Consider the following 23,962-nt stretch of genomic DNA (forward strand, 5'->3'; position numbering starts at 1 on the left):
AACAGGAGTGTTTGGATGTATGGATTGGGAAACGCCCTTCGGGGTGGTTTTATAGGTGCCGGGTTGTCGCTTGCTGTTGGTGCATTTGCCGCAAGCAATCCCGTTGTCACGAACATGTTCACGGCAGACCCCGCAGGGCTCGTTTACAACGATACCATGTATATCTTCACGGGACATGACGAGGCGCCCGCCGGTCACGAAGGTTACATAATGAACGACTGGCACATATTCTCTTCGGGAGATATGGATACCTGGGTGGATCGCGGGGCCGCGCTTTCTATCAAGTCGTTCAAGTGGGCGCGTGGCAGTGCTTGGGCGAGCCAGACTATCGAACGTAACGGCAAGTTCTACTGGTACGTGACCGTGCACGACGGCAGGGACTTTGCGGTTGGCGTCGCGGTCGCGGACCATCCGGCTGGCCCGTACAAGGATGCCATTGGCAAGGCGCTCATTACCAGCGACATGACTCCGGCGAATAGCGGCGTGAATTAAGATATCGACCCGACCGTCTTTATCGATGACGACGGACAGGCTTATATTTATTGGGGCAACGGCGCCGTGATGGGCTACAGGCTCAAGGAAAACATGGTCGAACTGCAAGGCGGCATGTTCAACGTGACGCCGCCCAGTTTTACCGAGGCTCCGTACGTTCACAAAAGGAACGGCTATTACTTTTTGACGTATGCCTACGGCTGGGAAGAACGCATTGGCCAGGCGACCATGAAAAGCCCGACGGGGCCCGTATCCAATTCCAAGGTCATTGTCGGCTACAACAAGAATTCCAATACGAGCCACCAGGCGTTCGTTGAATTCCATAACCAGTGGTATTACATATACCATACGGGCGCGATTGGCGGCAGTTTCCGTCGTGCGCTGTGCGTGGACTATGCCTACTACGAAAACGACTCGACCATCGCGAACATCACTATGACCGACGCAGGCGTAAAGAAGGTTGACCACGCGCCAATCAGGGATGGCGTTTACCGCATCAAGGCGCGGCACAGCGGCCTGAGTCTCGAAGACAGCCGTAGCGTCGTAATCCAGATGGATTCCGAAGAAAGCGAATCGCAGTTGTGGGCGCTCAAGAGAATCGACGGCTACACCTACACGCTTAGGAATATCGAAACGGGGAAGTATCTCTCGTTCGGAAAGGGAAACCTGCTTGATACGGCAAGAACTGTTGTGGCCGAAAACCGCATTGTCATCGAGAACTTTAACGTGGATGATGGTTACCGCCTGTACGCAGATACCGCAAGTGAATATCTGGGCGATGTCCTGAACATCTCTACGGAGGCGGGAATGCCGCTTGTTGTGTGGAAACAGACTGGGACGCAGAACCAGTCGTTCAAGTTTGAATATATGGGCGACGAATCTGCATATAGTTCTTCCAGCGTAGAGGTCGCGCCCGAAAGTTCCAGCTCCGAGGCTGTATCGAGCAGTTCCACGGAAATTACGTCGTTAGTCGCAGCGCCCCAAAAATTCGGTGCGCGGATTGTCGGGGTTTCTCGCGTGGATGGGTTGCGGTTCTCGCAGGCTGCGGATTACGCCCTGATGAACCTGCACGGCATGGTTGTTGCCCGCGGTCACGCGGCGCAAGTTGCGGTGAGGGATCTTGCTCCCGGCGCATACGTGGTAAGGCTCGGCGGCCGCATCCAGAAAATCGAACTGAGGTAAAACATGTTCGACCGTGAAAATTTCGCCATCGTCAAGCAGATTGCGGTGCTTAGCCTGCTCGCTACCGTGCTAGGGCTTGTTTACGGGTGAGGTCTGCTGCGGAGTGCGGTGATCTCGGTAATGGGACTGTGAAAGGGAGAAATCAAGGGGATTAAAGATTTGACAATCACTGTCTGTCAAATTGGATGAATCTTTTTTGTTTTAATTTTGCAAGTGTCGCTTGCAAAAAACGGGCATAGTCCACTTCGTTTTTATTGCAAGAAATCGCGTTTTTGAGATTATCAGTGCTATTATTCGCCTTATAATAAAAAAGTTATATTCTATTGCAAAAGTATAATATATTTATTATATTTATTAAGAAAATTATAATAAATAGGTTGTTTTATGAATAAAAGGCTGATTTTGCTCAGGGCTCTTGCCCATAAAACGGGGAAGCTCGCCCAACTTCGCGAAGCCATGCCTCCCAAGCAAGGGTGGATTTCCGCTGTTCGCCAGGCCCTCGGAATGACGGCCAAGCAACTTGCGGAACGGGTCGGGCTATCTCAGCCGCGCATCGCCAAGATGGAGCTCAACGAAAACAACCTAAAGATTTCGACCATGAAAAAAATCGCGGAAGGACTTGACTGCGACTTCGTTTACGGTTTTGTCCCCAAGTGCAGCCTGCAAGAGACGATTAAGCGGCAGGCACGCAAGAAGGCCGAAGCAATTCTGTCGAGCGTCAACACGAACATGGCTTTGGAAGACCAACTTGCCGACGATCCGCATATCTTGATGGACATGGCTGACGAGATGATTGCCAAGAATATCAGGCGCATTTGGGATAAGTAAAATTTTTTCCATTCGTCATTTTGTCATTATGTGACATGTCCATAATTTATATTTTGGGTATGGCTGATATATTTACATCCGACGACAATTCTACGCCCCTTACGCCAGAAGAACGCGAAGGGTTAAAACCTAAATGGATAACGCTTCGGCGCGAACTCAACGATTTCGAGACGCGCAATATTTTGGATGCGGAAATGTGGCTTGCCACTCATAAGCAGCGCGATATTCTTAATGACACGTTCCTTATGAGGTTGCATAGGAGAATGTTCGGCCAGGTGTGGAAATGGGCGGGCGAGTATAGGACTACGGAAAGAAATATCGGAGCCGCGCCATATCAAATTCCTGTCAAATTGAAGACGTTGTTCGATGATGTGAGATTCTGGGTAGAAAATCATACATTTTCCAACTTGGAAATTGCTGTTCGACTTCACCACAGGCTTGTTTTAATCCACCCGTTCCCTAACGGCAATGGTAGAATTTCGCGACTGATGGCTGACCTGCTTATGCAACAACTCGGTGAACCGCGACTCTACTGGGGTGACGCTAGTCTAACTGACATTACGGATTTGCGAAAGAAGTACATTGATGCGCTTCATGCTGCTGATTCTGGGGATTACACGGAATTGATTAAGTTCGTGACGGCATAAAATCCCCGTTTTTCGCCCAAAAACGCCGATTTTAAAATTTTTCAAAAAAATATAGTACGCTTTGTAGTAAAAAGAGTTATATTTATAGAAAATTGTAGTACAACTTATAGTACAACAAAATATTAACTAAAAACAAAGGAGTGAAGGATGTTTGGAATGGGTAAAATCATCAGGAAAACGGCGCTGGTCCTGGGTGTCGTGGCGGTTGCGGCGCTTGCGCGCCCGTATATCGTGGGTGTTGATGTCTCGTGGGTGCTCGAAGACGAGTCCTTGGGGGCAAAATACTACGATAACGGCAAGCAGCAGGATCTCTTTGATATCCTGCAGAATCACGGAATCAACTTTATCCGCGTGCGCACCTTCGTAAATTCGTGCATCGGCTACGCCAAGGAGAGTTACTCCGGTGCAAATTCCAACGTGTGCTGGTGCGACCTGGAACATACCATCGCGCTCGCCAAGCGCATCAAGGCGCACAACATGGGATTCTTCCTGGATTTCCACATGAGCGACACGTGGGCATCCATCGGCCACCAGAATGTTCCGGCTTCCTGGGCGGGCAAGAGCAATGCCGAGATGGGCAAGCTCGCCTATAACCACGTGAAGACGACCATGGATGCACTCATGAAGGCGGGACTGCGACCCGACATGGTGCAGGTGGGCAACGAAATCAACTCGAAGGTGGCAGGCGTTTCGCTGAGCAAGACGGCGGACTTCGCGAACATCATCAATTCGGGCGTGCGTGCGGTGCGCGAGACGGATCCTTCCATCAAGATTGTGATGCAGCATGGCCAGCCGCGCCCCGAGAAGGGCTTTGCGGATTGGTACAGCAAGATTCACGCGAACATCGACTACGATGCCATTTGCGGTTCCACCTACGGCACCACGAACAACGGGCAGGATTGGCGCGATATGTTCGGGCTCGTGGTCAAGAACAAGAAGGCGGTGCTGAGCTGCGAATATACGGGCGAACGTACGGCCCTCGTGAACTCGGTGTTCTATGAGTTTGGCGATCTGGGCTGGGGAACCTTCGTGTGGGAGCCGACCCGCTACAGCAACAAGCCGATGTTCGATCGCGACGGCCAGAAATATACGGCGAATGCGCGCCTTAGGGAATTGCGCGATATTGCGAAAAAATACAACGCGACGCTCCCGGACTGGGTGCAGGTCGGCAAGGCCGTAAAGAAGTACAACGTGAAGACGACTGTCGCTTACGGCGGCTCGATTGCGCAGAGCATTGAAGGCAGTGAAATTCCGGAAGGCAGCAAGGTGACCTTTACGGCCGTTCCGCAGGAGGGCTGGGAATTTGTGGCGTGGACCGGCGACAATACGGGTAACGGCAAGGAATACACGGTGGCAAGTCTCGGCAAGGATGTGAACCTAGGCGCGACCTTCAAGTTCGTGGGCAAGGATTCGCTCAAGTACGAAGCGGAAAACGGCGTGTTCAACAAGACGGTTCTCGAGTCGACGCACGAGGGCTTTTCGGGCAAGGGCTACGCGAATCTCGATAACGAGGTGGGGTCTTCGGTGACGCTTTCCGTGGTTGCTGCCGACGAGGGCGATAAGGAAGTGAAGATTGTCTTTGCGAACGGCTCTACGGCAAATCGCCCGGTAAGTGTTGCGGTGAATGGCAAGGTGCAGGTGGAATCGGTGGACTTCGAATCGACGGGTGCTTGGGAATCGTGGGATTCGAGCACGGTGACGCTCAAGTTGCCTGCGGGTGCAAGCACCATCACTATCGCCTCGCTCACGAAGGATGGCGGCCCGAATATCGACCGTATCGAGTTCGTGAATAAGAATGCGGTAATCCCCGTCAATCCCGGCGACTCGGTGGTGGGCGACAGCGGCACGACGGTACTCCAGAGGATTCCCGTGCGTAGCAATACGCTCCGTAACGGTGGCCGGAACTTCCTGGTGAACGGGCGTTCTGCGGGTGCATTGAAGAATCGTGCATCGAAAATCAAGATATATTCAAAGTAACGGGATGAGGTGTTTATGAAAATGAAGCGCGTGTTGTGTGCGGCCGTGATTGCCTTGGCTGCTGCGGAAACTTTCGGGGCGACCTACTATGTGGCCCCCGCTGGCAAGAATACGAACAAGGGAACGAAGGATAGCCCGTTTGCGACCCTCAACAAGGCGAATTCCGTGGTGAACGCGGGCGATACCGTGTGGATTCGCGGCGGAACCTACCTGCATACGGACACGAACTATGTGAAAAACGACAACATGTTCGCGGGCATTCACCTGACCAAGAGCGGTTCAAGCGACAACAAGCGCATTCATTACCTCGCATACCCGGGCGAAAAGCCGGTCATCGACTTCAGCAAGATGCCGATTGCCAACGGTTCGAACAACGTAAGGTACACTTCTGGTATCCTTATCCAGGCGCAGTACTTGCACTTGAAGGGGCTCGAAGTCAAGAATGTTCCCATGAAGGGCGAATCAAATGTGGGCGTGTACGTGTCCCGCAGTAAGCATATCTTCTTGGAACTGATCGATAGCCACCACAACGGCGGTTCGGGATTCTTCGTGAACGAGAAGGGTTCGGGAAGCGGCGGCGGACATTTGTTCTTGAACTGCGACAGTCACGACAACTACGACCCGAACGGGCGCCAGGGAGATGGTCAGAATGCCGACGGCTTTGGCGTGCACTACCAGCAGGGTGGCGATACGACAAAGTTCATCGGTTGCCGTGCCTGGTGGAACAGCGATGACGGCTGGGATTTTATTAGCCAGGAATTCCCGGTGGTTATTGAGAACAGCTGGGCGATGGGCCACGGCTACAGCAACTACGGCACCGGCAAGCCGAAGGATGGCAACGGCAACGGTTTCAAGGCGGGGAGCAGCAAGACGGGGGTGCGCCACACCATCCGCAACTGCGTGGCCTGGAAAAACAAGGCGTCTGGTTTCTATGCAAATCACAGCAGCGGTGGTAACGACTGGTTCAACAATACGGCTTATATGAACGGCACTGCGTTCAACATGTGGGCGAGTACCTGGGATGCAAATGACAACCGCACCGACGGCGTCGTGCTCAAGGGGAGCAAGGCTCACGTGATGAAGAACAACATCGCCTTCCCGAACAAGACGGCCTACATTGGCGGCGAATATGCGGCGGGCGAATACAATACCTGGAACCTGAACATCACCCCGAAGGAATCGGATTTCGTGAGCGTGTCTGACCCGAGCATGACCGTGACGGGCAAGGAACTCGGGCCTCTCGGTGGTGCTTTCGGCCCGCGCCAGGCCGACGGTAGCCTTCCGGATATCGACTTCCTGAAACTTGCGAAGAACAGCCAGATGATTGACAAGGGCGTGAATGTGGGGCTCAAGTACGAGGGCAAGGCTCCGGATTTGGGTGCGTACGAATACGGCTATGTGGCGCCTGTTATAGTGCCGGTCGATACCACGCCGAAGGATACTGCTGTAACGCCGATTGTCGTTCCGGTCGATACGTCTGTTGCGCCGGTCGATTCGACTGCGGATTCTACGGATGTTTCTGTGAGTGATTCGACGACCCTTGTGCGCCCGCTTTCGCAACGCAGGTTAAATATGCAGCAACCGGGACGCCTGTTCTACGTGAACGGTCGCTCGGTGAATGCCCGGCGCGTAGGTAACCGCAAGGCAGTGCAGCCCACATTCGCAAAGTAGTTTTCAATACCAAACAAGGCGTCCCGACGAATGTCGGGGCGTTTTTTTTATAAAGATTATGGAAAATTATTTCCCGCCGTTGTCTATGGACAACCGGAAGTGTGGTGGTGAAGGTACTATTTGGAGTGCCGGAGATATATTATAGGTGCAAGTTCCCGGTGGTGCGGGGGCCTGTAATTCAAAGAAAGGATTGGATGATGAAAAAGTTGTGGATGTTTGGGCTTTCGCTCGCGCTTGGAGTGGGCATGTCGCAGGCGGCTCGCCAGATGGAATGGCTGAACCGCGGGCTTGTGGCGGTTAAGACCGGCGGGGGCGTGTTCCTCAGCTGGCGCGTCCTTGGGACCGAGGGCTCCGAGACGGGCTTTAACCTGTACCGCGATGGCGAGAAAATCGCGAGCCTCAGTGGGACACAGGCGAGCAACTATACCGACGCGAAAGGGACAACCTCGAGCAGGTATTCCGTAAAGGCTGTCATAAACGGCAAGGAACTTGCATCTGACGATGCCGTACCCGTGTGGGGCGAGCAGTTCTTGACAGTGAACCTGGACAGGCCTGCAGGCGGTAGCGACTACACCTACAGTCCCAACGATATTGCCGTGGGCGATGTGGATGGTGATGGCGAGTTCGAGTTGGTTCTCAAGTGGGATCCGAGCAATTCCAAGGACAATTCCCAGAAGGGAAAGACGGGCAACGTCATCATTGACTGTTACAAGATGAGCGGCAAAAAACTTTGGCGCATCGACCTAGGCGTAAACATCCGCGCGGGGGCGCACTACACGCAGATGCTCGTGGGTGACTACGATGGCGACGGCAAGGCGGAACTTGCCGTAAAGACAGCGCCGGGAACGAAGGATGCCAGCGGAAAGTACTTGAGCAAGGGCGCAGCGGCCAATGCGGCACATACCAGCGATTACCGCAATTCGAGTGGATACATTCTGACCGGTGACGAATACCTCACGGTTTTCAACGGCGAAACGGGACTTGAAATGGCGACCGTCGCCTATAATCCAGGGCGCGGTACGGTAAAGAACTGGGGCGACAGTTACGGGAACCGCGTCGACCGCTTCCTTGCGACAAATGCCTATCTCGATGGCAAGAAACCGAGCATGGTTTTCCAGCGCGGCTATTACACGCGCATGGCGCTCACGGCCTACGACTGGGACGGAAAATCGCTGACGCAGCGCTGGTACCACAATTCGGCGACGAGCGGCAAGGAATGCTACGGGCAGGGAAACCATAACCTTTCGGCGGGTGACGTGGATGGCGACGGATTTGATGAAATAATGGAGGGTAACTGCGCTATCGATCACGATGGTAAGTTCATGTACCGTGTAGGTTACGGTCACGGTGATGCAATCCACTTTGGCGATTTGGACCCCGACAACGACGGCCTCGAGGTTTGGCAGGTCCACGAGGAAAAACCCTACGGCTACAACTTGCACGACGCACGTACTGGCAAGGTGCTTTTCTACGAAACCAGTTCGGGCGATAACGGGCGCGGTGTCGCGGGCGATGTTGATTCCAACAGCCGCGGACATGAGCTCTGGTCTGCTGCAAACTGGAACACCTATACGGCTAAGGGAAAAATCTGGAAGGCCGACAAGCGCCCCGCCTACAACTTCCGTATCTACTGGGATGGTGATCTGCTTGACGAATTGTTGGACAATACGACCATCAGCAAGTGGGACCATGCAAAGCAACAGAGCAATACGCTTTTCCAGATGCAGGGCAACAGTTGCAATACCACCAAGGCGACACCGAATTTCAGCGGTGACATTCTGGGCGACTGGCGCGAGGAAGTCATCTTGCACGATGGAGCCTCCAAGCTTTACATTTACACGACGACCACGCCTACCGAACATCGCATGTACACGCTTGCGCACGACCCGGTTTATCGCAATGGCATGAGCTGGCAGAATACCGCCTACAACCAGCCGCCGCATCTGGGTTTTTGGCTGCATGGCAACAAGGGCAAGTTCCCGAAGCCGGACATCGTGCTGATAGGCGACAACACGCCGAAGGCGGCCGCGATAGTCAAGCAGGGCGCAGGTAGTTCGAGCCAGGTGATTGTGAAGGGTGATTCGATTGTCCCGTTCACCTTCGCGATCCAGCATGCGGATGGGGCGAATGTTGACGGGCTCCCGGCAGGCGTGACGGCCGTGTGGAATGCGACGACATCATCGCTCTATTTTAGCGGGACTCCCGTTGTCGAGGGCGAGTTTACCTATACGATTACGACGAAAGGCGGGAATGCTGACTTTGGCGAAGCGACTCGCAACGGAAAATTCACCATCCTGAGTGTCGTGGAATCGGGACCTGCTCCTCTTATGGTTCGGAGCGATATTGAGGCGGCGGTACCGACCGATGCAAAGGGAGCCTTTGCTGACAACCACGAGAATTTCCGCGGCACGGGATTCTACGATTTCGAAAACAGTCTCGATAGCTACGGCATTTACCACCTGGTTTCGCCGAAGGAATACAAGAATGCAACAATGGTGCTGCGCTACGCCCACGGCAAAACGGATACGCGTCGCATTATGGTGAAGATGAATGAAGACCTGGTCGGTTCGCTGACGTTCAAACCCACTGCCGATTGGGATACCTGGGATAGCGTCTCGGTGGGTGTTTCGCTCCAGAAGGGGTTGAATGTGCTTTATCTGAAATCGCTGGAAGAGGCGGGTGCACCGAACATCGATCAGATCGGTTTTGATGTCGAAGGCGTGGTGCTTTTCGAGGATTCAGCGCAACTCTCGGCGATAGACACCTTGAGCGCTGAAGTCGCGGGAGATTCTTCGGGAACGACGGGACTTACCCGTGGCGATTACACCGCAGAAGACGACTTTGCAGGTAACATTCGCATTGCTGCCGGAATACACCTGAATCTTGCAGATGGTACGCTGATTGCCCGCGAATCGGGGTATGCCCAGGTGGATTTCTTTGACATGACTGGCCACCAGGTGGCGCGCCTTGCAAGAAATGTTCCGGCAGGAGCGTCTGACTTGTCCCGCGAAATCAGGGCTCTCCCCGAGGGCGTCTACATGGTCCGTGTCAAGTTCAAAGGTCGCACGATGCAGAATGCGGTGCAGGTAAGAGTAGAACGGTAGTTTCCTAACTAAACGATACGTCCCGGCGGAAGCCGGGGCGTTTTTTTTGCACCGCAGATGCCCGCCGTAGTCCGCGGACAACTGGAAATTTCTTTTACCCTACCCCCGGAGCAAATTCGAGGGTATTTTTGTGGGCAGAAAGGAGTTATGTATGGGATGTTTGAACTCTATTCGCGTATTGGGCCTCTCGGCGGCGCTTGCCTTTGCCGCATCGCCCGTCATCAAGGTCGATTTTGACATGAGCGGCCGCAATTCGAGCGAGGTTACGGAACCGAATTACGTGCCCTGGGTGGTTTCGGGTGTCGCTTCGAAAGATACGACGCTTTCGGGCGTGAAGGTGAATGTCGCCGGAAGCGCGAATCTCAAGGCCAACTGGTACAAGGCCGGGGTGCAGTCCCCGAGCTATGCGCGCCTTGTGTGCGACGGCGTGATGGTCGAAGGCGGCGGGGCGATTACGCTCACCTTCTCGAATCTTGCGGCAGGGACGCACAGCCTCCTTTTGTACCTGAACAATGTCGATGGGACGGCGGTAAGCAACAGCATCGATGTCTATGTGAACAACTCGAAGCAGGCGTCGGTCAAGCCTACGAATCGTGCGCTCTCGACAGGCGAGGCGGCGATTGCCTACGTGACTTTTAATGTAAGCGGTACGGGTGCCTCGACCGCGATAAAGTTGAATACGGGTACGGTTACCCTGAACGGCTTTGAACTGAACGTGCCCAATGCGGCGGCACAGGCGACAGGGCCTTCGCCTGCAGATCTGGATTATCACGCGCCGCACGACAATGGCGCTCTCACACTTTCGTGGACGGCGGCGAAGTCGGCCGTAAAGCATCGCGTCTATTTCGGGACGGATTCGGCGGCTGTGCTTGCGGCAACGCCCTCGAGCACTGCGGTTTACAAGGGTGAACAATCCGGTAGTTCGTATAAGGTGAGCGGTACGACTCCGCTCCAGACCTATTACTGGCGCGTGGATGAAGTTGATGCGAACGGAACGGTCACGGCAGGGAATATCTGGTCGTTCAAGCCGGGCCGCGTCGCGTTCGAGGGTGCCGAAGGTTATGGCCGCAACGCCCTGGGTGGCCGCGGCGGCAAGGTGGTGTACGTGACGAACCTGAACGATGACGGTGCGGGTTCCCTGCGCGAGGCGTGCACGGCAGAAATTGGCCCACGTACCATCGTGTTCAAGGTGTCAGGAATGATCCAGCTGAAATCGCGCCTGGTCTGCAATCAGGATTACGTGACGATTGCGGGGCAGACGGCTCCCGGCAAGGGTATTACCATCAAGAGCGCCCCCATCGGGTTCACGGGCAAGGACATGGTTATCCGTTTCATGCGCGTGCGCTTGGGCTACGGCGCCACCTACGACGGTATGGGGCTCACCGGTGGCGACCACAGCATATTGGACCATGCGAGTATCAGCTGGACGATTGACGAAGCCTTCAGTAGCCGAGGCGGCAAGAACCTTACGCTGCAGCGCACGTTGATTTCGGAGGCGCTGAACATTGCGGACCACCAGAATTACCCCGTCGGGACGGGACACGGGTATGCGGCGACTATCGGCGGCGATATCGGCAGTTTCCACCACAACCTGCTTGCGCATAATGCGGGCCGCAACTGGAGCCTGGGCGGTGGCCTCGACGGGAACGGCTACTACGCGGGTCGCCTCGACATATTCAACAACGTTGTCTATAACTGGGTGAGCCGCGTGACCGATGGCGGTGCGCACGAGGTGAACTTCGTGGGCAATTACTACAAGGAGGGCGCCGCCACCACCTTGCACGGCTATACTTTGCGCGCACAGTTCGAAGGTACGGGCAAGGGCTCGCAGGCGTATTACTACCACAACAACGTTCTCGAGGCTGTGGGTGGCAAGTTCACCTGCGATGGCACCAACGACAATTGCGGTCGCGAGTATTCGCTTTCCGGCGGGCAGGTGCTGGATTGGGAACCCTGGAACAGCAAGCCTTTCTTTGCCTCGTATGCGACTATCCAGAGCGCGAAGGCCGCCTACAAGGATGTGCTGAGCGATGTGGGCCAGCGCATGCCGGTACTTGACAATCACGATACCCGCGTGATAAACGAGACCAAGAACGGAACCTACAGCATGAAGGGTTCCGTGGGCGGCATGGCGGGCATTCCCGACCGCGAAACCGACGTGAAGGATACGGCGAATATCAAGGGCTGGGAACCGTATCCGAGCACAAGCTGGGCAAACGATTACGACTCCGATCTCGATGGTCTCCCGGACTGGTGGGAAAATATGTACGGTTACAATCCGAAATCCAAGAGCGGCGACTTCAGCGATGCGAACAAGGACCGCTTGGGTGACGGCTGGACGGAACTGGAACGCTACCTGGAATGGATGGCTCGCGCCCATTACACCTTCGCGAAGGGTGAAACGCAGACGATTGACCTTGCTCAATTTACCAAGGGCTACGACAACGGAACCTATACCGTCTCTGCCCCCACTGGCGTGACCGCCACCGTGAGCGGTTCCAAGATGACTGTGAAACTCGCTGATAATTTTGGCGGCGTGGGCTACGTGAAGTTTACGCTCAAGGATAACGCAGGCGATACCTTCAGTCGCTACATCGGCGTGACGCAACTGCTAGCTGCAAGTGCTACTACTCCCACAAGTTCTTCTTCCTCCGTGTCCGACACACCGGCGTCTAGTAGTTCTGCGACTCCGACTTCATCTGCCGTAGAAAGTGCCGGCGGTGTTTACCAAGCCGAAGACGGAACGTTTGCAAATGATGCCGCTTTCGAAGACCGCAACACGGGCTTTGCCGGCACAGGCTATGTGAACTTCGCTGCAACTGCGGGCAGTTCCACGACAATCCCGGTGAATGTGAAGACCGCTGGCGAATACAAGGTGACACTCACTTACGCCTTGGGCAAGGATGAAACTCGCAAACTCAATATCAAGGCGGGCGAGGGAGAGGCCGTTCAGGCCGAATTCGCTTCGACGGGAACTTGGACCGACTGGAAAACGGTTGATGTCGTACTAAACCTTGCCGCCGGTGTGAATGAAATCGAAATCGCAACCATTGACGGCGATGGCCCGAACCTGGACCAGATACAGCTTACACTCAAGGAATCGACAACATTGGCCGCGTCTATTGCCTCCATAAAATTCCACGCCACAGTTGCAAACAACATTGTATTTATGGTCGGTCTTCCACTGAATGCGAAAATCACTGTAACTGATCTCAGTGGCAAGAACCAGATGATGCAAAAATCAGTAGTGACCGCAAACGGCTCCGCATCGGTAAGCCTGCAAGACTTTGGCTGCGGAATCTATCTAGTAAATGTCCGCGGCGTCGGTAATGGCGTTAAACTCAACAAGACCATCAAGGTCATGCGCAAGTAAACCGTAAAAGAATACATCATGCACCCTCAAGGCCTAGGCTCAAGCGAGTCTAGGCTTTTTTATTTCAAAAGTTTGTTCTTTCCGATGGTGAACGAATGGCTATCAGCTTCTTTTAAAAAGGGGTCGAATTCAACCCCTTTGAAGTCGGGATTGTTGCGACTAAAGCAATTTGAGAAAGTTCTCGATACTCTTTGTAATGGTCGAAACATTTTCGCCGGTCCAATTCTTGTCGCTAGCGGAGAGCCTTTCGATGTACAGTTTATCGGAAAAAATATCTCGCACTCGCTTTACCACATCATTGACGTTATGCTCTCTCATTTGCTTATCGCCAAAGATGTACAAATCTAGGCAAACATGCAGTTTTTTATGGTCAACATGTTTGCTAAGATAGTAGATGTCGAAAAGATCCTTGTAGCGGGTCGATAAAGCCCCGAATTTCAGTAACGACCGTAATTTTTCGACCAGCATCTGTTCGTTGGAATTGACCAGCAGACTGACACTCCCGTTGTCAAAGGAAATGTCAAAATAATATTCCTCCTGACTTACATCTAACTTGGTATGCACGCCCAGGTCTATTTTGCTTTCTAGTTCGTAACCGCTAGAATCTTGAATTTTTATGCGGATTCGCCTACCTTTGTATTCCTGTTGCTTCAGTTCTTCGATATCCCCAAACCTTTCGATGCGGATTCCGTCTAGACAATTCATCTTTGCTACAAAGTCATCAATAGAGGCATCTGATAAGGGATAGCGTAGAAAATCTATATCCAAGTCTTGGGTTGCACGGCGGATGTTTCCCGTCTTGCTTCTCATGACCACACCGCCCTTGACAGTGATGTTGTGATGCAGAGGTCCCATGGAAATGGCTTTTAAAACAATGTCTTGGCAGACTTTCGCGGGGGCAGTGTTTTCGTTATACCCTTTCTCAATTTCTACATCAACCATGCTTTTGAGGCTAAGCATTATAGCACCTCCGCTTCCAGCACCTTTCTAATCATATCCGCTTTCGGCATTTGCGGCAAGTAATCCTGCACGAACTGCATGTCCAGTTCGTCAACTATCTTTCTATAGTTTAGGATGATTTCTTTATAGTAGTCGAAGGGCAAGTTTGACTTGTTGCGGATCAGTTCGAGCAGCATGCGTTCCCTGTTATACATTGAAACGGTTGCGCCGTTGACTGATTCTTGTACAGCTCCAAGAAACAGGATATCGCTATTCTCGAACTTCAGCACAACACGGTTGTCGGAAATTTTTGCTCCCCGCTCGGTTGCCAGGTAATATTTCTCGGGAATGGTATCGGTCAAACCGTAATGATAAAAAGCGGTATTCATCGTAAAAACCGCCTTAGGATATTTTGCGGAGATTAGCGAAGTTTCGGAAACATCCTTGCTATCGGAATAGAATCCTTTTGCGATGCGGAACAAACGGCCTTCGGCAATGGCCTTTTTTATCAAGTATTTTGAGCCGAACGTTTCAATGCATTGGGCGAGCGTCTGAAGCATATTTTTCCTAAATTCTGTAAAATGTGATTTTTTACAGAATTATAGCAAAAATATACGTTATTTCGACGAAAATTCAAGGTGGTAAGCCTACTTTCACTCATATAATCTCCTTTGACAGACAAGCAGAAACTGCCAAGTAATGAACATTTGTTCACTATAAATATAGTTTCTCAAGGGGAGGATGTCAAGAGATTTTCGGAGAATTTCGCAAATTTCTTTCATCCCGATTTTTTCTGTCATCACCGCGTAGGCGGGCGGACAGCACTTAACAACTTGTTGTTTAGTGCGCATGGCCACCAAGGTGGGGATTTCCCTCTCGCATATTTACTTATATTATCGCTTACATAGCCCCGTACCGAATGGTTCGGAGCGACCGGAAATTTTGAGATTCGTCTCTTATTCTCACTTCTGAAACCTAGACAACTTCAATTGACAGAGAATAAGGCGAACGCTCACGTCCCGATTGGGGCGTGGGTCGTTTGTGCTTATCATGTCAAAAGGCTTATGTCTAGGGCCTCAGAAGTTGGTGAGCACGCAAGAACGACTCCACGCCTTTTTTATTTGTGGAAATTGCAGCGCATTAAGGAACGGTTCTCGCAACGCTGGAGCCGCCATGACCGATTTGGACAAGAGCAAGATTCAAACCGTCGCACAGTACATCGACGAGGTTTCCAAGCAATTTTCTACAGGCAAGGCGACCGAACACAGCTACCGACCGGCACTTGCGAAACTGCTTGGCGACTTGCTCCCCAAATTCACCATCACGAACGAGCCCAGCCGAATCCAGTGCGGAGCGCCGGACTACATTATCGCGAAAGGGAAAGGCGCAACTTCAATTCCGGTTGCGTTTGTAGAGGCAAAGGACATTGGTGATAGCGACCTGGATGGAAACCGTCAGCACAAGGAACAATTCAACCGTTACAAGAACTCCCTAGACCATATCCTTTTCACGGATTATCTTGATTTTCATTCTTATGAAAGCGGGCTGCCGACTCAAAACATCCGCATTGCAGAAATCAAAGGGAACAAGATTGCGCTAATAGACGATAATGTTCCAATGTTTTTGGAAATGGTAGCGCACATTGCGGAATCAACACCGCAGAAGATTACAAGTTCTACAAAGCTGGCGCAGATGATGGCTGCCAAGGCGCGCCTCCTAGCCGAGGTGATTGAAAAGACTCTTGAAACCGATAGTGAAAAGACGAGTGAACTGGCGGGACAATGGAAATCTTTCCAGAAGGTGCTGATTCACGATTTGACGGAACGGCAATTTGCCGATATTTACGCACAGACAATCTGCTATGGAATGTTTGCGGCAAGACTCCACGACGACACTCCCGACACGTTCAGTCGAGAAGAAGCGGCGACACTCATTCCCAAGACAAATCCGTTCTTGCGCAAGGTTTTCCAGAATGTCGCCGCATTCGATGTAGATACAAGCATTGCATGGATTGTAGATGACCTGGCAGAAACATTCCGGGTGACGGACATGCCGAAGGTCATGAAGAATTTTGGAAAGGCTACGGGTCAAGCCGATCCGATGATTCACTTCTACGAAGATTTTCTACGCTATTACGACCCCAAGCAGAAAAAGGCGTGTGGCGTTTATTACACGCCCGAACCCGTTGTACACTTTATCGTCAATGCCGTTGATGAAATTCTGAAATCCCGATTCAATTTGAGTGATGGTCTTGCCGACACGAGCAAGGTGACGATTCGCCAAACTTCAAACCTGTATACGGACAATCGCACCAAAGACCACAAGAGATACGAAACGCGAGAATACCATAAAGTTCAAATTCTTGACCCGGCTACTGGAACGGGAACATTCCTTGCCGAAGTGGTCCGCAAGATATATTCCGGCATGGAAAATCAGAAAGGGGCTTGGCAGAACTATGTGGAAGAACACCTGCTTCCGCGCCTGAACGGTTTTGAATTCATGATGGCGCCATACGCCGTTGCGCATTTGAAATTGGACATGGTGCTGGCGCAGACGGGTTACAAGGCGAAACAGGATAAGCGACTTCGCATATTCCTTACCAATTCCCTCGAAGAATGTGACCATGACACGGGAACATTGTTTGCACAATGGCTTGCACAAGAAGCGAACGAGGCAAATCTTGTCAAACGCGATACACCCGTTATGGTGATGATTGGCAACCCGCCGTATAGTGTAAGCAGTAGTAATAAAAGCGCTTGGATCCAGGAATTATCGGAAACCTATAAGAAAAATTTAAACGAGAAAAATATCCAGCCGCTTTCGGATGATTACATTAAATTCATTCGATTAGGCCACTACTATGTAGAAAAGAATGGCGAGGGAATTCTGGCGTATATTTCGAATAATAGTTTTATAGATGGAATTATTCATCGGCAAATGAGAAAAGCACTGCTGGAAACTTTTGATGAAATCTACATTCTTGATTTGCATGGCGACACTCGTAAAAAGGAAACTGCATTTGATGGCGATAAAGATGAGAATGTCTTTGACATCATGCAAGGCGTAAGCATTAACATTTTTATTAAGAAAAAACAGAGTGTCATCCTGAGCGAAGCCCGTAAGGGCGAAGTCGAAGGATCTTTAGCCCGCGTTTACCATTATGAACTCTTCGGCAAACGCTTTGAAAAATACGCATTTTTAGCAAAGACTTCTTTTAGCGATGTGCCCTGGAAAGAATTGTGTCCGCAAAGGCCTCAGTTCTTTTTTGTTCCAAAGGATTTTTCAATACAAGAAGAATACGAAAAAGGCTTCAAGATTGACGAACTAATGAAAATGAATACAAGTGGGGTTCAATCAGGAAGGGATCTTTTATTTATAGATGAGAACCATTATGATTTAGAAGCAAGAATAGAAAAATTGTTGCAAAAGAAATATGATAGTAATTTTTCAAAATGTTACAATGTTGAAGATTCAAGCGGTTATCCGTTACTAAAAAGAATTGCAGAGTCACAATTTAATCCATCTAAAATACAGAAATATCTATACCGACCTTTTGATCCTAAGATTATTTATTATGACGAGAAATTAATAAAAAGAGCGTTTTTTAAAGTCCATAATAATCTAATTGAAAAAAAAGAGAATTTTGCTTTAATTGCATCGCGACAATGCATAGATAATTGGAAATATGTTTTTTGCACGAACAATGTTTGCGATATGAATTTGATTGCTAGTGCAGGGAAATTAGGTGGTGGAAACGTTTTCCCTCTCTACCTTTACCCTACTGAAGGTGAAGAAAAACTCGGCGAAACACGCAAGCCCAATCTAGACGAAAAAATCTGGCACAAGATCGACGCATGCCTAGATTCTTCGACTCCGTTCCCTTCGGCAAGCTCAGGGAACTACGCTCAGAATGACAATTCGCATATTACAACTCCTGAACAGATTTTTGATTACATCTACGGCGTTCTCCATACACCGTCTTATCGTGAAAAATACAAGGAATTCTTGAAAATTGATTTCCCGCGTATTCCTTATCCCGAAAACAAGGAAGAATTCGGACGCATCGTTTCCATCGGCAACAAGCTCCGCAAATTGCACCTGATGGAAGAAATTCCACCGCAGGCAACATCTTTCGACATCGAAGGCGACAATGCCGTGAGCGAAATTCGTTTTGAAAAGGAAAAGGTCTACATCAACAAGACGCAGTATTTTGCGAATGTTCCTGAACTAGCTTGGAACTTCTACATCGGCGGTTATCAACCCGCCCAAAAGTGGCTTAAGGACCGCAAAAATCGCACCCTTACCTACGACGACATCTCGCACTACCGCAAAATCATCGCCATCCTTATCGAAACTCACAAGCTGATGCAGACTCTTGATGAAATTGCGGGATAAATTCGTCTTATCAAAAAAAGGATGCGGTTCCTTTTCTATTCGCCGTAACTGTACGGGGCGCGCACGGTGATGACCAGGCTGTCGGTCTTGAACGAGCCCTGGTTCCCGAGACGGAACGTTGCTTGCCATATGTTCAAGAAACTAGCGTCGCGGTAGGCTTTGTCGGCTTCGTAGTTGTTCTTGATGCGCGAAGTCGAGAACATGTCGGCGATGGCGACGTCTTGGGGCAGGCCAGTCGCCGTGAAGTGCAGGCAGCCTATGTCCTTCTGCTCCCATCTTCTAGGGAGGATGTAGAGCGTGTCCCCGTTGCATTTCTCGGGCGATTCGGCCATGCGGAAAGAACAGTTGTTGTTCTTGAGGGCCTCGCGCCGGGTAGAATCGTCCATCCAATCGGGGCACGAGACGCATTTGTAGGCTGTGTCGAGATCGTAGTCGTATTCGTAGTCTGCGATAGAACATTTCTCGATGGTCTCGAACTCGGTGCCACTTGGCAGTTGCGACCTGTCGAAGTTCGTGTCGAGCGTGTAGCCCTCTAGCGTGTCAAGCCCCTCGGGGAACGAGAAGTAGGTCGTATCGTGGTCGCCGGCAGAAACCTTATGGTATATATTTGCGTACAAATTAAGGTCTATGTCAAACTTTTTCTCTTCGCCTTTTATGTCGACGAGGGCGAATCGTAAGTGGTTGTCGCTATCGGGGGCAAAGTTTATGCCGTAATTGTAATGCCTGTTGTAGTAATCAAAAGGCGGCATGTTTCTAATAGAATCGCTGTCACCCACCTTGATTTTCGTGACGCATGCGGGGTGTACCGAATCCGCGCTCTCGTTCTCGAGCAGCTTGCAATCGAGCGTTTCCAGGTACACGTTTGTGATGGAGTCTGTTGCGGTGAACGAAATCTGGAGTGTCGTTGGACGGTGCAACATTTCTGCTGCGGGGAGGCAGGTATGGTTATCGCAGTAGTCGTAGACCGGGTCCATTCCCAAAATGCGACCTTCGTCGTCTACGAGGATGAGGTTCCCGTTGGCGTCACAGGCCCCGAGGATGGTAGCGACGATTGCGGTCGCTGAAAATATGGCGATTTTCTTGTGCATATCGGAAAAATAACAAAATAGGGGCTGCACAGATCGCTGTTTCGCAAATAGCCTGACAAGGTGCAAGAATGCAGAGATGGAATGGTTTCCGGGTATGCTGCCGTAGTCCGTAGACAACGTTAATGCGCTTTCGTAGGCCCGTTTCAGGAACTTTTAGTATATATTTATGTACGGCGGATTCCGGTGGTTCGGAATCCTGCCTAGAAAAGGTATGGGAAATATGGGCTTTGGTTTGCATAAGGGATTGCCGGTTTCGGCGCTTTGCCTAACAGTGTTTGGTTTTATCGGGGCGGGTGCCGAGCCGCTGGCTTTTCCGGAGGCGCTTGGTTTTGGTGCGCAGGTCACGGGTGGTCGTGGCGGCAGCGTTTATCACGTGACGAACCTGAACGATGACGGTGCGGGTTCCTTCCGCGATGCGGTGAGCCAGGGCAACCGTATTGTGGTCTTTGACGTGGGTGGCATCATCAACATCAAGACGGCAGTTTCTATCAAGAGCAACATTACCATCGCGGGGCAGACGGCTCCGGGCGAGGGAATTGCCATTCACGGCGGCAAGCTCAGTACCGGCAAGCAGAGCAATATCATCATCCGCTACCTGCGAATCCGTCCGGGCGAAAATACCGCGTCCGAGAAGGATGACGCACTCAACCTTTACGATTCCAAGAACGTAATCGTGGACCACTGCTCGGTGGAACTTGCGCCATGGAACAACTTCGGCGGTTCTTCGGACAATGCAAGTTACCGCGTCACGGGCATTACGGTGCAGAACTCGCTGATTGCAAACCCTATCGGGCAGCAGTTCGGTGCGCATATCGAATCGGTGGATGGCACTTGGGCTTGGTACTACAACGCCTTCGTGAACACGCACAACCGAAACCCGCTTGACAAGATTAACGACGTGTTCGTGAACAACATCCTCTACAACTTCGAGGCGGGCTACACGACGCACACTAGCACGCACTTCAATCACGATATCGTGAACAATTACTTTGTCTATGGCCCGAAGGGGAGTAACCCGTGGTTCCAGGTAGACAAGAACCAGAGTATCTACGCGAGCGGCAACATGATCGACACGGACCGCGACGGAAAACTGAACGGCGGGCCTTCGAGTATTTACTACTATCAGGGCGTGGGTGAGGAACTTGCGAAACCCTGGAGCGAACTTACGACATCGGGCCCGATGCTCAGTGCAGCAAGTGCGTGGCGCTACGTGACGTCGCAGAGCGGCGTGCTTCCGTACGACGACATCGATTCGCTGGTGTGGTACCAGGTGAATACGCTTGGAACGGCCGGTGCGCTCGTGAAGAGCGTGGGCGCGATGGGGCTCAAGACCAATAACGGCTGGGGAGAGGTGATTGCGGGGAAGGCCGCGACCGATTCCGACAAGGATGGCATGCCGGATTACTTCGAAGAGGCTCTTGGTTATGACAAGTCAAAAGATGACGCCATGACCAAGGAAAGCGATGGCTACGTGCGTATCGAGAAGTATATCAACTGGCTGGGCGCCATGCATGCGACGGCTGCGGGCGGGAAGTCCCTCGATTTTGATCTGCGCACGATTACGCGCGGGTTCAAGGATGTATCGCCGACCTACAGCGTCTCTGCTGCGGAGAACGGAAGTGTGGAACTTGCGGGTGACGGCTATACGGCAAGGTTTGCGCCCAAGGCGAATTTCAGCGGGCTTGCTTCGTTCAAGTACACCGTGAAGGGCAACGACAATACCGAATATACGGGCCGCGTCGAGGTGCTTGTGGAAAAATCTGCCGGCGCAGATACTTCGACTGTGCAGCCGCAGGACTCGTCATCTGTTGTCGCGGGCGATTCAACGGCGACGGATTCGACAACCGTGATACGGGATATCCGTCGTGCACGCCCTGCCGACATGCGCGGGGCTACGCATAAGGAATACCGCGACCTGAAGGGACGTCGCTTCGACAGGCAGATCCCTTACAGGGTAATGTTTTAGAAATTCGCTTTTTCTGCCAGATTTGGCGCACGCTGGGCAAAAATCACGCTTTTTTGCGTTGCTGGCGGATTGCCCGGCCCGCGATAACGGCCACTTTTTTATCTTTTGGGCGAAAAAGGGCGCAGGGAAATCCCCCGCGTTGCAATTTCGCGTTTTAAACAAGCAATCGACCCGCGGGCTGCCCGCCAAGGCTTTGCTCCGGGTCACAAAAACGAAGGATATATGGCAAATCGTGTTGTAATCGGCTCCCAGTGGGGCGATGAAGGTAAGGCGAAGGTTGTTGATTTCTTGACGCTCGATGCGGATATCATCGTGCGCTTCCAGGGCGGCGCGAATGCGGGCCACACCGTCGAGGTGGGCGACCAGAAGTTCGTGTTCCACCTGATTCCCTCGGGCATCATGCACCAGGACAAGATTTGCGTCATCGGTAACGGTGTCGTGCTCGACCCCATCCAGACGCTCGCCGAGATTGCCGACCTCCACACGAAGGGAATCAACCCGGAAGGCCGCCTGTTCATTGCGAATAACGCCCACGTGGTGCTCCCGTACCATTCCACGCTCGACAAGGCGAAGGAAAAGAAGGCGGGCAAGGCTGCCATCGGCACGACGGGCCGCGGCATTGGCCCCTGCTACAGCGACAAGGTGAACCGCATCGGCGTCCGCGTGGGTGACCTCATGGACGAACGCGAACTGCGCCCCCGCGTCGAGGCGATGGCGAAGGTCCACAACGAAGAATTTACCGTGATGTACGACGTCCCGGCGATTGACCCCGAAGTGGTCATCAAGGACTACCTCGAACTCGGCCAGAAGATCAAGCCGTTCGTGACCGACGTGAGCGAGATGCTCTACAAGGCCGTGAAGGCCGGCAAGCGCCTTGTGTTCGAAGGTGCCCAGGGCACCATCCTCGACGTGGACCAGGGTACCTACCCGTTCGTGACCTCCAGCAATACGGTCGCGGGTTACGCGAGCTGCGGCGCGGGCGTCGGACCTACGGCCCTGGACGAAGTCTGGGGCGTGGTGAAGGCGTACACGACCCGCGTGGGTAACGGCCCCTTCCCGACGGAACTTCTGGACGAGACGGGTGACACGCTCCGCAAGATCGGTAACGAATATGGCGCCACCACGGGCCGCAACCGCCGTTGCGGCTGGTTCGACGCCCCGGTCGTCCGCAAGGCGGCCGTCGTGAACGGCCTCACGCACCTCGCCATCACCAAGCTCGACGTGCTCGACACCTTCGACACGGTGAAAATCTGCACCCACTACGAATGCGACGGCGAAAAGCTCGACTTTATCCCGAACCAGCTCTCGAAGGTGGGCCGCTGCACTCCGGTGTACGAGGAAATGCCCGGCTGGAAGTGCGACACGACCAAGTGCCGCAGTTACGACGAGCTCCCGGAGAACGCAAAAAAATATTTGCAGAAAATGGCTGAACTTGTTGACGTAAAAATTGGTATGATATCTATTGGCGCTAAGCGCGACCAGAGTATCGTAATCGATAAGGGCCTCGCGAAGGGGTTGGGTCTGTAACTAGAAACAGGAGAATCGCACATGGTGGACTCTACAATTCTTGGACTGCTGAAGGGTGTTGAACTCTTCTCGGAGTTGAGCGAAGAACAGATCGGGATGCTTGCCAATCTGGTGGTGTCCCAGAACTTCAACCGCGACGAGACGGTTGTGCTTGAGGGCGACGATTCGGTGCAGGCGCTCTACCTCATCGCGTCGGGCTCGGTGCAGGTCTACATGACCGGCGTCGATGGTCGCGAAACGATCCTCAGCTTCCTTGAACGCGGTGACTTCTTCGGCGAAATGTCGCTCATCGACGGCGAACCGAGGTCTGCCTCGGTGCGCACCGTGACCGACGCGCAGTTGCTCATCATCCACCGTGAATCCTTCCTGCAACTCATCCGCCAGTCCCCCGAGATTGCGATGGGCCTCCTGAGCGAACTCAGCAAGCGCCTCCGCAAGGCGAACCGCCAGATCGGGTCGCTCTCCACGATGTCTGTTAGCGGGCGCGTGGCCGGCACTCTCCTGAACCTCATGGAAGAACGCGGCGTGCGCATCCACACCGACAACGGCAACATGGTGACGGTCATCCACAACCGCCCGACCCAGCAGCAGCTGGCCGACATGTCGGGTACTACCCGCGAGACCGTGAGCCGCATCTGCTCCCTGTTGGTGAAGACGAACGCGATTGCCATGACCGGCAAGGACATCGTCATCTTCGACGAAAGCGCCTTGCAGGAAAAGGCTACGAAGGGCTAGTGGTTGGCGGCGCGTTGCGGCCGCCTATTGACCTGTGA

14 protein-coding genes and 1 pseudogene are annotated in these 23,962 nt (G+C 52.5%); 12 read left to right on the forward strand and 3 right to left on the reverse strand.

Annotated elements, in window-relative coordinates; all coding sequences use genetic code 11:
- Positions 1 to 15: 15 nt before the first annotated feature.
- The 8 genes and pseudogenes from BUB22_RS17050 to BUB22_RS05035 all read left to right on the forward strand — a co-directional run.
- Positions 16 to 894: pseudogene (locus BUB22_RS17050) on the forward strand (glycoside hydrolase family 43 protein); the annotation flags it as partial.
- A gap of 33 nt (positions 895 to 927) precedes the next feature.
- Complete coding sequence (locus BUB22_RS17055) at positions 928 to 1,674, forward strand: RICIN domain-containing protein (RefSeq protein ID WP_254794650.1); 747 nt, start codon at positions 928 to 930, stop codon at positions 1,672 to 1,674.
- A gap of 384 nt (positions 1,675 to 2,058) precedes the next feature.
- Positions 2,059 to 2,502 (forward strand): mobile mystery protein A, encoded by a 444-nt coding sequence (locus tag BUB22_RS05005; protein WP_073114179.1) that lies wholly within the window; start codon positions 2,059 to 2,061, stop codon positions 2,500 to 2,502.
- Positions 2,503 to 2,561: 59 nt separating this feature from the next.
- Positions 2,562 to 3,149 carry a mobile mystery protein B gene (locus tag BUB22_RS05010; RefSeq protein ID WP_073114241.1) on the forward strand — a complete coding sequence of 196 codons (588 nt, stop codon included), beginning with the start codon at positions 2,562 to 2,564 and terminating at the stop codon, positions 3,147 to 3,149.
- Positions 3,150 to 3,305: 156 nt separating this feature from the next.
- Positions 3,306 to 5,126, forward strand: a complete 1,821-nt coding sequence (locus tag BUB22_RS05015; protein ID WP_254794643.1) for a glycosyl hydrolase 53 family protein — start codon at positions 3,306 to 3,308, stop codon at positions 5,124 to 5,126.
- 15 nt (positions 5,127 to 5,141) lie between these two features.
- A complete protein-coding gene (locus BUB22_RS05020; RefSeq protein WP_139258725.1) occupies positions 5,142 to 6,797 on the forward strand; it encodes a right-handed parallel beta-helix repeat-containing protein in 1,656 nt (551 codons plus the stop codon).
- 194 nt (positions 6,798 to 6,991) lie between these two features.
- Positions 6,992 to 9,901, forward strand: a complete 2,910-nt coding sequence (locus BUB22_RS05025) for a rhamnogalacturonan lyase family protein (protein ID WP_083535396.1) — start codon at positions 6,992 to 6,994, stop codon at positions 9,899 to 9,901.
- Between the two features lie 151 nt (positions 9,902 to 10,052).
- Complete coding sequence (locus tag BUB22_RS05035; protein ID WP_175547241.1) at positions 10,053 to 13,274, forward strand: T9SS type A sorting domain-containing protein; 3,222 nt, start codon at positions 10,053 to 10,055, stop codon at positions 13,272 to 13,274.
- Positions 13,275 to 13,433: 159 nt separating this feature from the next.
- Here the strand turns inward: BUB22_RS05035 and BUB22_RS05045 are convergent, their stop codons facing one another.
- Both BUB22_RS05045 and BUB22_RS05050 read right to left on the reverse strand, forming a co-directional pair.
- Positions 13,434 to 14,234: a nucleotidyl transferase AbiEii/AbiGii toxin family protein gene (locus BUB22_RS05045; protein WP_073114181.1), complete on the reverse strand. Its 801-nt coding sequence runs from the start codon at positions 14,232 to 14,234 to the stop codon at positions 13,434 to 13,436.
- On the reverse strand, positions 14,234 to 14,773 hold the full coding sequence (locus BUB22_RS05050) for a type IV toxin-antitoxin system AbiEi family antitoxin domain-containing protein (RefSeq protein WP_073114182.1): 540 nt from the start codon (positions 14,771 to 14,773) through the stop codon (positions 14,234 to 14,236). Before BUB22_RS05050 ends, BUB22_RS05045 begins: the two co-directional genes overlap by 1 nt.
- Before the next feature lie 613 nt (positions 14,774 to 15,386).
- On the opposite strand from BUB22_RS05050, the gene BUB22_RS05060 reads away from it, so the two are divergent.
- Positions 15,387 to 18,608, forward strand: a complete 3,222-nt coding sequence (locus BUB22_RS05060) for a type ISP restriction/modification enzyme (protein WP_073114184.1) — start codon at positions 15,387 to 15,389, stop codon at positions 18,606 to 18,608.
- Positions 18,609 to 18,643: 35 nt separating this feature from the next.
- Here BUB22_RS05060 and BUB22_RS05065 read toward each other — a convergent pair whose 3' ends face one another.
- Positions 18,644 to 19,696: a hypothetical protein gene (locus tag BUB22_RS05065; RefSeq protein WP_073114185.1), complete on the reverse strand. Its 1,053-nt coding sequence runs from the start codon at positions 19,694 to 19,696 to the stop codon at positions 18,644 to 18,646.
- Positions 19,697 to 19,967: 271 nt separating this feature from the next.
- Here BUB22_RS05065 and BUB22_RS05070 point away from each other — a divergent pair, with 271 nt between their 5' ends.
- From BUB22_RS05070 to BUB22_RS05085, 3 genes are all read left to right on the forward strand, one after another.
- A complete protein-coding gene (locus tag BUB22_RS05070; RefSeq protein WP_254794644.1) occupies positions 19,968 to 21,662 on the forward strand; it encodes an Ig-like domain-containing protein in 1,695 nt (564 codons plus the stop codon).
- Between the two features lie 222 nt (positions 21,663 to 21,884).
- Entirely contained in the window at positions 21,885 to 23,189 is a 1,305-nt protein-coding gene (locus BUB22_RS05080; RefSeq protein ID WP_073114188.1) for an adenylosuccinate synthase, read from the forward strand.
- Positions 23,190 to 23,210: 21 nt separating this feature from the next.
- Entirely contained in the window at positions 23,211 to 23,924 is a 714-nt protein-coding gene (locus tag BUB22_RS05085; protein ID WP_254794645.1) for a Crp/Fnr family transcriptional regulator, read from the forward strand.
- Positions 23,925 to 23,962: the final 38 nt, after the last annotated feature.

The organism is Fibrobacter sp. UWCM, from assembly GCF_900129735.1.
In the GTDB taxonomy this organism is placed as follows: Bacteria; Fibrobacterota; Fibrobacteria; order Fibrobacterales; family Fibrobacteraceae; genus Fibrobacter.

Excerpts from the sequence above, each read along its gene's own strand:
- BUB22_RS17055 (WP_254794650.1), top strand. The coding sequence starts at position 928 with ATGACCGACGCAGGCGTAAAGAAGGTTGACCACGCGCCAATCAGGGAT.
- BUB22_RS05005 (WP_073114179.1), top strand. The coding sequence starts at position 2,059 with ATGAATAAAAGGCTGATTTTGCTCAGGGCTCTTGCCCATAAAACGGGG.
- BUB22_RS05010 (WP_073114241.1), top strand. The coding sequence starts at position 2,562 with ATGGCTGATATATTTACATCCGACGACAATTCTACGCCCCTTACGCCA.
- BUB22_RS05015 (WP_254794643.1), top strand. The coding sequence starts at position 3,306 with ATGGGTAAAATCATCAGGAAAACGGCGCTGGTCCTGGGTGTCGTGGCG.
- BUB22_RS05020 (WP_139258725.1), top strand. The coding sequence starts at position 5,142 with ATGAAAATGAAGCGCGTGTTGTGTGCGGCCGTGATTGCCTTGGCTGCT.
- BUB22_RS05025 (WP_083535396.1), top strand. The coding sequence starts at position 6,992 with ATGATGAAAAAGTTGTGGATGTTTGGGCTTTCGCTCGCGCTTGGAGTG.
- BUB22_RS05035 (WP_175547241.1), top strand. The coding sequence starts at position 10,053 with ATGGGATGTTTGAACTCTATTCGCGTATTGGGCCTCTCGGCGGCGCTT.
- BUB22_RS05045 (WP_073114181.1), bottom strand. The coding sequence starts at position 14,234 with ATGCTTAGCCTCAAAAGCATGGTTGATGTAGAAATTGAGAAAGGGTAT.
- BUB22_RS05050 (WP_073114182.1), bottom strand. The coding sequence starts at position 14,773 with ATGCTTCAGACGCTCGCCCAATGCATTGAAACGTTCGGCTCAAAATAC.
- BUB22_RS05060 (WP_073114184.1), top strand. The coding sequence starts at position 15,387 with ATGACCGATTTGGACAAGAGCAAGATTCAAACCGTCGCACAGTACATC.
- BUB22_RS05065 (WP_073114185.1), bottom strand. The coding sequence starts at position 19,696 with ATGCACAAGAAAATCGCCATATTTTCAGCGACCGCAATCGTCGCTACC.
- BUB22_RS05080 (WP_073114188.1), top strand. The coding sequence starts at position 21,885 with ATGGCAAATCGTGTTGTAATCGGCTCCCAGTGGGGCGATGAAGGTAAG.
- BUB22_RS05085 (WP_254794645.1), top strand. The coding sequence starts at position 23,211 with ATGGTGGACTCTACAATTCTTGGACTGCTGAAGGGTGTTGAACTCTTC.